The sequence below is a fragment of the Albidovulum sp. genome, from assembly GCF_041919395.1.
In the GTDB taxonomy this organism is placed as follows: Bacteria; Pseudomonadota; Alphaproteobacteria; order Rhodobacterales; family Rhodobacteraceae; genus Albidovulum.
This window is the reverse complement of sequence record NZ_JAYRTX010000007.1, coordinates 45,412-55,536: the sequence shown is the minus strand read 5'-3', so window position 1 is coordinate 55,536 and position 10,125 is coordinate 45,412. Positions and strand designations below refer to the sequence as shown.

Genomic DNA, 10,125 nt, shown 5'->3' with positions numbered 1-10,125 from the left:
GCGAGGACTGCTGGATCGAGGTCGAGCACCTGCCGAAGGGCGTCATCCCCGGCGTCTTCACCCCGGTGCTGGAGTCGATCGGCAACATGTCCGTGGCCAAGATCGATGGCGCGGGCTACGCCAACGGCGCGAGCGTGGGCGGCACCTTCACCGCCGACGATGCCCCCTTCGGCGGCCGCACGCTCCTGAAGGGGAACGGCTTCAACATTCCGGCCGGGCCGATGGAGTACCGGGTGATGATCCAGGGCCCCTCGGATGTCAGCCCGCGCGCCTGGACCGTGCCCTTCGACGCCGACGTGACGACCTTCCCGTCGATCACGCCGGTCAGCCAGACGGTGAACGCCGTCGGCGACTGGTTCCCCTGGCTCGCCGCCTCGCCGCTCGTCACGGTGGCCGACAACCTTCTCGGCGCGCTCACCGGGCTCGAGAACGGGCTCCACAACGTCTATCTGGAGTTCCGCCAGCCCTTCGGCCCGGTCCTCGCCACGACGCCGCCGAAGGCCTTCATGGTCGACAACACCGCGCCGACCGCAGACATCGAGATCACCAGCGGCGCGGGCAACTGCGGCAAGTTCGGCATCGGCGAGGTGATCTCCGGCACCTATGCGATGACCGGGAACCACTCGGGCAGCCTCCTCATCCACGTCACGCCGCTTCCGGAGGCCGCCGGCGGCACGATGGTGATCACCTCGGCCGCCCCGGCCGCCTTCTTCACGCCGCCCTTCGCCGGCGGGAGTTCCTCCGTGTCGATCAGCTATGCCGCGCTGTCGCTCAACACCAACGGGGCGGCGGGCACCTGGGAACTCGACACCACCGGCATGGCCCCCTGCGGCTACAACATCCGCATCTACGTGCAGGACCGGACGATCGTGAGCAGCGGCCCGAACCACTGGGACGCGGGCGACATCGAAGGCTTCTGCCTCGAACAGAGGTGAGCCAAGCGCCGCGAAACGAAGAAGCCTGCCGGGGCGGTCCCCGGCAGGCCTTTCAGCACGCCACCGCGGGCGAACGGGTCACAGCCGCGAGGCGACGTTCTCCCAGTTCACGAGCTTGTCGAGGAAGTTCGCGAGATAGGCGGGGCGCTTGTTGCGGAAGTCGATGTAGTAGGAATGTTCCCACACGTCGCAGCCGAGAAGCGCGGTCTGGCCGAAGCACAAGGGGTTCACGCCGTTCTCGGTCTTGGTCACCTTCAGCGCGCCGTCCTTGTCCTTGACGAGCCAGGCCCAGCCCGAGCCGAACTGGCCCGCCCCGGCGGCGGCGAAATCGTCCTTGAACTTCTGGACGGAGCCGAAGCTGTCGGTCAGCGCCTTTTCCAGGGCACCCGGCATTTTCTTGTTCTCGCCCGGCCCCATCATCTTCCAGAACTCGTTGTGGTTCCAGTGCTGGCTGGCGTTGTTGAAGATGCCCGACTGCGCCACCGCGCCCGCCTGATAGGTGCCGCGGACGATGTCCTCGAGGCTCTTGCCCTCCCACTCGGTCCCGGCGACGAGCTTGTTGCCGTTGTCGACGTAAGCCTTGTGATGGAGGTCGTGGTGGTATTCGAGCGTCTCCTTCGACATGCCGAGCGACGCGAGCGCGTCATGGGCATAGGGAAGGTCGGGAAGGGTGAAGGCCATGGGTCAATCCTTTCGCGCATGGGGAAAGCCTAACCCGTATAAGCGCGCTTGGGTTCCCAAGGTCAAGACCAGAGCGGCGCGCGGGCGGATTGCGACCTTCCGCCCGCGTCGCGGTCGCGCGCGGCGACAAGAGGAGAGCATGAGGGCACCTTCGCCCATCCGCGCGCTGAAGCGCGAGAACGGCATTTCTTGATCAGGCGTTGCCGGGCCCGACCTTGGCCCGGCGCTTGCCCCGAGGCGGCTTCAGGCCGGGAAAAGCTCCGATCCCGGCCGGACCGAGACCTCCAGAAGGCCCATCACATAGGCCGCGACCGAGCGGAAGGATACCAGCGTGAACTCCTCCGGCCCCGATTTCCAGAAGGCGGCGGCGACCTGCGCCGCGCGGGTGCGGCGGATCTCGCCCTCGGCCAGAGCGTCGAAGTCTACCGGGCAGAGCTTCCTCAGCACCTCGTCGGCCCTGGCACCCCGGATGGTGAAGACCGCCCGGGCGTCGGAGACATCGGCCACGAGGTGATGCGTGCCCGCGAGCGCCTGTTCCAGCGCCGCGACGGTCGCCTGCGCCTCGCCGTAGGGCACGAGGACGAGAAGTTCGTCGGGCGACATCCATGCGGCGGCCCGGTCGCTCGCGACCTCGATCCGGCGCTGCGCCGGCACGGCCGTGCCAGTTGCGGCCTTCACCGCCTTCTTCATCGCGGCCGACCCGAGATCGCCGCGGACGGTGATCATGCCCCTCAGCCCGGCCTCGGACACCTGCACGAAGCCCTTGTGAGAAACGCCACTCAGGGCACTGACAGCCTTAGACATTCTGCTTCTCCCCGTCCTTGTCGAAGAAGACCGGATCGACGATCCGCGCCTTGACGACCTTGCCGTTATCCACCGGGAAGTCGAGCACCTCGCCCATCCGGTCCGGACCGCGTTTCACGAGCCCCATGGCGATCCCCTTGCCGAGGGTCGGCGAGAAGTAGGTGGAGGTCACGCGGCCCTGCATGTTGCGCTGGCCGTTGGCGTTGACGCCCTCGGCCGCCGCATAGGCCCCGTCCGGGATCACGCTGCCGTCGAGCGTCTCCAGACCCACGAGTTTCCAGCGGTCGGGATCGACCATGTGCTTTCGTTCCTGCGCCCGCTTGCCGAGGTAGTCGTCCTTCTTCTTCGAGATCGCCCACTGGAGGTTCAGGTCCTGCGGGATCACCGTGCCGTCGGTTTCGTCGCCGATCATGATGAAGCCCTTCTCGGCCCGCATGATGTGCATGGCCTCCGTGCCGTAGGGCATCACGCCGAGCGCCTCGCCGGCCTTCAGCAGCGCCTCCCAGAAGGCAAGGCCCTCGGACGCGGGCACCGCGACCTCGTAGGAAAGCTCGCCCGAGAAGGAGATGCGGTAAATCCGCGCGCGGAACCCGCCGAGCGTGCCCTCGCGCCATTCCATCGCCGGGAACGCCTCTTTCGAGACATCCATGCCACCGAGCTTCTCCAGCAGTTTCCGGGCGTTGGGACCCGCGACCGCGACCTGGGCATATTCCTCGGTGACGTTCGCGGTATAGACCTTCCAGTCCCACCACTCGCACTGAAGCCAGTCCTCCATCCAGCCGTGGATGCGCTCCGCGCCCCCGGTGGTGGTGTGGCAAAGCCAGGTGTCCTCGGTCAGCCGGACGACCACCCCATCGTCGCTGAGGAAGCCGTTCTCGGTGCACATGAGGCCGTACCGGCATTTGCCCACGGGAAGGGTGGACATCAGGTTGGTGTAGAGCATGTCGAGGAAGCGGCCCGCGTCCGGCCCCTTGACGATGATCTTGCCGAGCGTCGAGGCGTCGAGAAGCCCGACGGCGTTCCGGGTGTTGCGGATTTCGCGGTTGACGGCGTCATGGACGCCCTCGCCGCTGCGCAGGTAGCAATAGGCGCGCCGCCACTGGCCCACCGGCTCCCAATGGGCGCCATGGGTCTCGTGCCAGCCGTGCATCGGCGTGCGCCGGAGCGGCTGGAATATCTCGCCCCGCGCCTCGCCGGCGATGGCACCCATCGAGATCGGCGTGTAGGGCGGGCGGAAGGTCGTGGTGCCGGTGGCCGGGATCGCCTGGCTGAGCGCATCGGAAAGTACCGCCAGACCGTTGATGTTGCTGATCTTCCCCTGATCCGTCGCCATCCCGAGCGTGGTGTAGCGCTTGGTGTGCTCGACGCTTTCGTAGCCCTCGCGCGCGGCAAGCTGCACGTCCGAAACCTTCACGTCGTTCTGCGGATCGAGCCACATCTTCATGCGCAACGCGGGCCCGGCGCCCTGCGGCATGATCCAGACCGGCTGCATCGGCGCCTCGACCGCGGCCACGGCACCGGGCGCGGTGCCGGTGCCGCCGGCGGCCCGGTGCGCATCGGCGAGGATCTCGTGCGGCGTCAGGATGCCGTTCGCGGCCCCGACGGCGGTGACCATCGCGGCGCCGTCATCGCCCGTCGCGGGCCGCTTCGGGTCGGGACGGAACATCGCCTGCGCCTCGTCCCAGAGGAGCTTGCCGCCGCAGTGCGACCAGAGATGCACGACCGGCGACCAGCCGCCCGACATGGCGACCGCGTCGCAGGCGATGCTCTCGATCTCGGCGCCCTCGCCCGCCTGGATGCAGACCGAGACGCCGGTGACCTCCTTGCCGCCCTTGACCTTGGCGATGCCGTGACCGGCGAGGACGCGCACCCCGCGCGCCCGCACGGCCTCGGGGAGCTCGCCCTTCGCCTCGGGCCGCGCGTCGATCACCGCCGGGACCACGAGGCCGGCGTCGAGAAGCGCCAGCGCGGTGCGGTAGGCGTCGTCGCTGTTGGTCACGATCACGGTGCGGTCGCCGGGGCTGACGCCCCAGTTGACGACATAGTCGCGCACGGCGGAAGCAAGCATCACGCCCGGAATGTCGTTGCCGGCGAAGCTGAGCGGCCGCTCGATGGCCCCCGTCGCCGTCACGACATGGCCCGCACGGATGCGCCAGAGCCGGTGCCGCGGACGCCCGTCGCCGGGCGTGTGGTCGGCGATCCGCTCGTAGGCCAGCAGATATCCGTGGTCATAGAGACCGGCCGCCATCGTGCGCCCACGGAGCGTGACATTCGCCATCTTGCCAAGGGTTTCGATGGCGTTCTTCACCCAGTCTCCGGCGTCCTGCCCGTCGATCTGGACGCCGTCCACGACCGCCCGTCCGCCCCAGTGCGCCGACTGCTCGATGAGCCAGACCCGCTTGCCCGCGCGGCCCGCTGCGAGCGCGGAGGCGATCCCGGCGATGCCGCCGCCGACGATCACCACGTCGGCAAACGCATAGGCGTATTCGTAGCGGTCCTCGTCGCGGTGCTGCGGCACCTTGCCGAGGCCGGCCGACTGCCGGACGATCGGCTCGAAGACATGTTTCCAGGCGAAGCGCGGGAACATGAATGTCTTGTAGTAGAACCCGGCCGGCAGGAATCTTGCGACCTTGTTGTTGATCGCGCCGATGTCGAATTCGAGGCTCGGCCAGTGGTTCTGGCTGATGGTCTCCGCGCCCTCGAAGAGCTCGGTCGTGGTGGTGCGCTGGTTCGGCTCGAACCGCCCGCCCTGCCCGAGCCCGACGAGCGCGTTCGGCTCCTCGGCGCCGGAGGCCATCACCCCCCGCGGGCGGTGGTACTTGAACGATCGCCCGACCATCGTCTGGCCCGCGCCGAGAAGCGCCGAGGCGAGCGTGTCGCCGTGGTAGCCCTTCATCCGACGGCCGTTGAAAGTGAAGGAAAGGGGCTTCGTGCGGTCGATCAGCCGGCCGCCCTTCGATAGACGCGTGCTCACCTGTAGCCCTCCCAGTTCGGGCGCTTCGCCCTGATCTTCGCCTGAAGTTCCGCCGGTGGCTCCTTCGACTGCGCCGGATAGGTCCCGAAGACCTCGAGCGTCGCCGTGCAGCGGGCGGCGAGGAACCACTTGCCGCAGCCGTAGGCATGCCGCCAGCGTTCGAAATGCACACCCTTGGGGTTCTTCCGGACGAAGAGATAGCTTTCGAAGTCCTCGTCGCTGGAGCCGGGCCCGTAGCGCTTCAGATGCGCCTCGCCACCGGCCGTCAGTTCGGTTTCCTCGGCCTTCACGCCGCAGTAGGGGCATTCAAGGGTCAGCATGTCATTGTCCTTTCGGAGCCGGGCCGGGGGCGCTGCCCCCGGACCCCCGGAGTATTTTCGCCACAATGAAAGAGCGGTGCTTCCATCAGTGCGCCACCCCCGCGGCGACGCTTTCGTCGATGAACTTGCCCTCGCGGAAGCGGTACATGGAGAATTCCTCGGTGAGCGGCGAGTGCCCCCGCGCCATCAGTTCCGCCATGGCCCAGCCGGAGCCCGGGATCGCCTTGAAGCCGCCGGTGCCCCAGCCGCAGTTGACGAAGACGCCCTCGACCGGCGTCTTCGAGAGGATCGGCGAGCGGTCGCCGGTCATGTCGACGATGCCGCCCCACTGGCGCAGCATCTTCAGGCGCGAGAGCATCGGGAAGGTCTCGATCAGCGAGCGGACGGTTTCCTCGATGTGGTGGAAGCTGCCGCGCTGGGTGTAGTTGTTGAAGCCGTCGGTGCCGCCGCCGATCACCATCTCGCCCTTGTCGGACTGGCTCATGTAGCCGTGCACGGTGTTGGCCATGACGACCACGTCCATGCAGGGCTTGATCGGCTCGCTGACCAGCGCCTGAAGGGCGAGCGACTCGATCGGCAGGCGGAAGCCCGCCATCTCGGCCAGCACGCTCGAATTGCCGGCAACGACCAGACCCAGTTTGTCGCAGTCGATGGCACCCTTCGTCGTGTCGATCCCCTTGACGCGGCCGCCCTCGCTGCGCACGCCGGTGACCTCGCACTGCTGGATCACGTCCATGCCCATCGCGCTGCAGGCCCGCGCATAGCCCCAGGCCACCGCGTCGTGCCGCGCGGTGCCGCCGCGCGCCTGGTAGAGCGCGCCGAGCACCGGATAGCGCGGCCCGGCGATGTTGATGATCGGCACCAGCTTCTTGACCTCGTCCGGCTCGATCCAGCGCGTCTCCACCCCTTGCAGGTTGTTGGCGTAGACGGTGCGCTTGTAGCCCCGGACCTCGTGTTCGGTCTGGCCGAGCATGAGAAGGCCGCGGGGGGAGAACATGACGTTGTAGTTCAGGTCCTGGCTCATCGTCTCGTAGAGCGAGCGGGCCTTTTCGTAGATCGCGGCCGAGGGGTCCTGGAGGTAGTTGGAGCGGATGATCGTGGTGTTGCGCCCGGTGTTGCCACCGCCCAGCCAGCCCTTCTCGATGATCGCGACATTGGTGATGCCGAAATTCTTGCCGAGATAGTAGGCGGTGGCGAGGCCGTGGCCGCCGGCGCCGACGATCACGACATCGTACTTCCGCTTCGGCTTGGGCGACGGCCAGGCGCGTTCCCAACCCTGATGGTAGCTCATCGCCTCGCGCACGATGGCGAAGACGGAGTAGCGTTTCAGGCCCATGCGAATCCCCCTGGTTCAGCCGTAGAGGCGTCCTGATGCTTGTGGAGCCTGACGGCTCCGCCAACCCTCCGGCAAACGTCGCAACAGGTAAAAATGCGACAGGGGTCCCGGTTCTGCGACAAGGTGCCCCCCGGCGCGGGCCGCTTCGGGCTTTCGCGCGGCGAAGGGAACGCTTACATCGGGCGGCGGAAACGGAGACGCGATGCTGTTCTGGACCCTCTCGATCGGCTTGGCGGCCCTCGTTGCCTTGGCACTTGCCCGTGCGCTCTGGCGCGGCGGCGCCGGCCGCGCGGAGGCCGAGGCGGACCTTCAGGTCTACCGCGACCAGCTCCGCGAGGTGGACCGCGACCTTGCCCGCGGCGTGATGCCCGCGGCAGAGGCCGACCGCGCCCGGATCGAGATCTCGCGCAAGCTCCTGGAGGCCGACCGCACGGGTCGGGGCGCGGTCACGGCGGCGCGCGGCAACCCCCTGATCCCGCTCATCGTCATCGGCGCGGCGGTGGCGGGCGCAGTCGGGCTCTACGCGACGACCGGCGCCCCGGGCTATCCCGACCTGCCGATCGCGAAGCGCATCGCCCGGGCCGAGACCTTCCGCGAGACCCGTCCCTCGCAGGCAGAGGCCGAGGCGGCAGTAGTCCTGCCCGAGCGGCCCGCACCGGCGGCCGACTATCTCGCGCTGGTCGAGCGGCTCCGCGCCGCCGTTGCCGACAAGCCCGACGACGTCGCCGGCCAGAGGCTCCTCGCCCGGAACGAGGCCGTGCTCGGCAACTTCCCGGCGGCGATCGCGGCGCAAAGGCGGGTGATCGAGCTCTCCGGCACCGCGGCCACGGCCGAGGACTTTGCCACGCTTGCCGACACGATGATCCTCGCCACCGGCGGCTATGTCTCCCCCGAGGCGGAGGAGGCGCTCGACCGGACGCTCGAGCGCGACCCGAGGAACGGCACCGCGCGGTTCTACCTCGGCCTGATGTGGGCGCAGACGGGCCGGCCCGACCATGCCTTCGCGCTCTGGCGCGGCCTGCTGGAGGAGGGCCCGGAGGAGGCGCCCTGGATTCCCGCGATCCGGGCCGACATCGCCATGCTCGCACAGGCCGCCGGGGTGAACTACATGCCGCCCCCGGCGCCCGGCACGGCACCCGGTCCGGACGCCGGCCAGGTGGCCGCCGCCGCGGAGATGACGCCGGAAGAGCGCCAGCAGATGATCCGCGGCATGGTGGACCAGCTTTCCGACCGGCTCGCGTCCGAGGGCGGCCCGGCCGCGGACTGGGCGCGCCTCATCATGTCGCTCGGCGTCCTCGGCGAGGCCGAGCGCGCGAAGTCGGTCTTCGCAGAGGCTGAGGGGCGCTTCGCCGGCCGCGACGCGGACCTCGCCGTGATCCGCGCGGCGGCCGCGCAGGCCGGGGTCGCGGAGTGATCTTCGAACGGATCGAGGATTTCGCTGCCGCCCTGCCGCAGGCCCGGGCGGTCGCCGGGCTGGACCTCGGCACGAAGACCATCGGCGTCGCGGTCTCGGATCCGCTCCTCTCGGTCGCCTCGCCGCTCCTGACCATCCGGCGGACGAAGTTCACCGCCGATGCCGCGGCCCTCCTCGACCTCTGCGGCAAGCGGGGGATCGGCGGACTGGTTCTCGGACTGCCGCGCAACATGGACGGGACGGAGGGCCCGCGCTGCCAGTCCACCCGCGCGTTCGCCCGCAACCTCGAACGGCTGACCGAACTTCCCGTCACCTTCTGGGACGAACGGCTCTCCACCGTCGCAGCCGAACGCGCGCTCCTGGAGGCGGATACGTCCCGAAAGCGTCGCGCCGAGGTTATCGACCATGTGGCCGCAGGCTATATCCTCCAGGGTGCGCTCGACCGGATCGGGCATCTGAGGCGGGACACATGACGGACGAGGTCTGGAAGCGGCCGGAGATCGAAAGCCCCTGCGTGCGGGTCTGTGTCGTCCATCCCGCGGAACGCATCTGCGTCGGCTGCTACCGATCGGTCGACGAGATCGCCGGCTGGAGCCGGATGAGCCCGGAGGACCGGCGCCGGATCATGGCCGAGCTTCCCGCCCGCGCGCCGCGCCTCAGCCAGCGCCGCGGTGGACGGGCGGCGCGCAGGGCCATCGACTGACCGCCGCGCCCACCGGTCCTTCCCCGGCACGAAGGGACCCGGCAGGTTGCGCCGCGCGCGATACCACCGCCCGGCAGCCCCGACCTTCCGGCGACCGCTCAGTAGCCGGCCGCCTTCCGCAGCATGTTGAGCGCGACGAGCGCAAGGAAGGCCGCGAACACCCGGCGGAGCGGCGCCGGGTCCATCGCATGGGCGAGCCGCACGCCCAAAGGCGCGGTGGCGAGCGTCATCGTGATGATGACGAGAAAGGCCGGCAGGTTCACCGATCCGAGCGTGTAGGGCGGGGCCTCCACCGCCGGGGTGAAGAGGAAACCTGTGACCGAGGGCGCGGCGATGAGCACGCCGAAACCAGCCGCGGTCGCAACGGCGCGGTGGATCGGCACGCCATAGAGGCTCATCAGCGGCACCCCGAAGGAGCCGCCGCCGATCCCCATCAGGACCGAAAGGAACCCCACGAGCGGTGAGAGCACCGCCCGCGCCCTCCCGGCCGGCATCGCCGGCCCCAGGCGCCAGGTCGAGCGGCCGAGCCCGAGATAGAGCGCGACGACCAGCGCGAGCGTGCCGAAGATCGCCTGCAGCACCGGCGTCCGCAGGGCCGCGACGGCGAAGACCGCCGCCAGGGCGCCGAGGGCAATCCCCGGCGCCCAGCCACGGAGAATCGTCCAATCCACCGCGCCCTTGCGGTTGTGGGAGAAGACGGAGCGCAGCGAGGTGACGATGATCGTCGCGAGCGAGGTGGCAAGGCAGACCTGCATCAGGTCGGGCCCGACGAAGCCGAGCCCCTCGAAGGCATAGTAGAACGCCGGAACGAGGATGATCCCGCCACCGACGCCCAAAAGCCCCGCGATCACGCCGGCGAAGGCGCCTATCGCCGCCAGCAACGCCACCATGGGCAGAAGCTCTGATATCTCCGGCATCTGGCGTCCCGTTCCCGTTCGGAAAAGTCCTGCGGCGCAGC

General features: G+C 69.1%; 10 protein-coding genes. 4 read left to right on the top strand and 6 right to left on the bottom strand.

The window, feature by feature from the left end:
• Positions 1-935, top strand: a 935-nt coding sequence (locus ACMUOO_RS02705; protein ID WP_413854849.1) for a hypothetical protein, incomplete at its 5' end; no start/stop codon positions are given.
• Positions 936-1,013: 78 nt separating this feature from the next.
• Here ACMUOO_RS02705 and ACMUOO_RS02700 read toward each other — a convergent pair.
• The 5 genes from ACMUOO_RS02700 to ACMUOO_RS02680 form a co-directional block, all read right to left on the bottom strand.
• Entirely contained in the window at positions 1,014-1,616 is a 603-nt protein-coding gene (locus ACMUOO_RS02700) for a superoxide dismutase (protein WP_301918685.1), read from the bottom strand.
• A 243-nt stretch (positions 1,617-1,859) separates the two neighbouring features.
• On the bottom strand, positions 1,860-2,420 hold the full coding sequence (locus ACMUOO_RS02695) for a sarcosine oxidase subunit gamma (protein WP_301918684.1): 561 nt from the start codon (positions 2,418-2,420) through the stop codon (positions 1,860-1,862).
• Positions 2,413-5,394 carry a sarcosine oxidase subunit alpha family protein gene (locus tag ACMUOO_RS02690; RefSeq protein ID WP_301918683.1) on the bottom strand — a complete coding sequence of 994 codons (2,982 nt, stop codon included), beginning with the start codon at positions 5,392-5,394 and terminating at the stop codon, positions 2,413-2,415. The genes ACMUOO_RS02695 and ACMUOO_RS02690 overlap by 8 nt, the downstream gene beginning before the upstream one ends.
• Complete coding sequence (locus tag ACMUOO_RS02685; protein WP_301918682.1) at positions 5,391-5,714, bottom strand: sarcosine oxidase subunit delta; 324 nt, start codon at positions 5,712-5,714, stop codon at positions 5,391-5,393. The genes ACMUOO_RS02690 and ACMUOO_RS02685 overlap by 4 nt, the downstream gene beginning before the upstream one ends.
• Positions 5,715-5,799: 85 nt before the next feature.
• On the bottom strand, positions 5,800-7,044 hold the full coding sequence (locus ACMUOO_RS02680; protein ID WP_413854850.1) for a sarcosine oxidase subunit beta family protein: 1,245 nt from the start codon (positions 7,042-7,044) through the stop codon (positions 5,800-5,802).
• 208 nt (positions 7,045-7,252) lie between these two features.
• Here ACMUOO_RS02680 and ccmI point away from each other — a divergent pair, with 208 nt between their 5' ends.
• From ccmI to ACMUOO_RS02665, 3 genes are read left to right on the top strand one after another with little or no spacing between them, the layout of a single operon-like run.
• Positions 7,253-8,464: a c-type cytochrome biogenesis protein CcmI gene (gene ccmI, locus ACMUOO_RS02675; RefSeq protein WP_301918681.1), complete on the top strand. Its 1,212-nt coding sequence runs from the start codon at positions 7,253-7,255 to the stop codon at positions 8,462-8,464.
• On the top strand, positions 8,461-8,937 hold the full coding sequence (gene ruvX / locus ACMUOO_RS02670; RefSeq protein WP_301918680.1) for a Holliday junction resolvase RuvX: 477 nt from the start codon (positions 8,461-8,463) through the stop codon (positions 8,935-8,937). The genes ccmI and ruvX overlap by 4 nt, the downstream gene beginning before the upstream one ends.
• Positions 8,934-9,167 carry a DUF1289 domain-containing protein gene (locus ACMUOO_RS02665; RefSeq protein WP_301918679.1) on the top strand — a complete coding sequence of 78 codons (234 nt, stop codon included), beginning with the start codon at positions 8,934-8,936 and terminating at the stop codon, positions 9,165-9,167. The genes ruvX and ACMUOO_RS02665 overlap by 4 nt, the downstream gene beginning before the upstream one ends.
• Positions 9,168-9,265: 98 nt before the next feature.
• Here ACMUOO_RS02665 and ACMUOO_RS02660 read toward each other — a convergent pair whose 3' ends face one another.
• Positions 9,266-10,084, bottom strand: coding sequence for a sulfite exporter TauE/SafE family protein (locus ACMUOO_RS02660; protein WP_301918678.1), 819 nt, complete (start codon positions 10,082-10,084; stop codon positions 9,266-9,268).
• Positions 10,085-10,125 lie beyond the last annotated feature (41 nt).

Coding starts and splice junctions, on each gene's coding strand:
- ACMUOO_RS02700 (WP_301918685.1), bottom strand. CDS start 1,616: ATGGCCTTCACCCTTCCCGACCTTCCCTATGCCCATGACGCGCTCGCG.
- ACMUOO_RS02695 (WP_301918684.1), bottom strand. CDS start 2,420: ATGTCTAAGGCTGTCAGTGCCCTGAGTGGCGTTTCTCACAAGGGCTTC.
- ACMUOO_RS02685 (WP_301918682.1), bottom strand. CDS start 5,714: ATGCTGACCCTTGAATGCCCCTACTGCGGCGTGAAGGCCGAGGAAACC.
- ccmI (WP_301918681.1), top strand. CDS start 7,253: ATGCTGTTCTGGACCCTCTCGATCGGCTTGGCGGCCCTCGTTGCCTTG.
- ACMUOO_RS02665 (WP_301918679.1), top strand. CDS start 8,934: ATGACGGACGAGGTCTGGAAGCGGCCGGAGATCGAAAGCCCCTGCGTG.
- ACMUOO_RS02660 (WP_301918678.1), bottom strand. CDS start 10,084: ATGCCGGAGATATCAGAGCTTCTGCCCATGGTGGCGTTGCTGGCGGCG.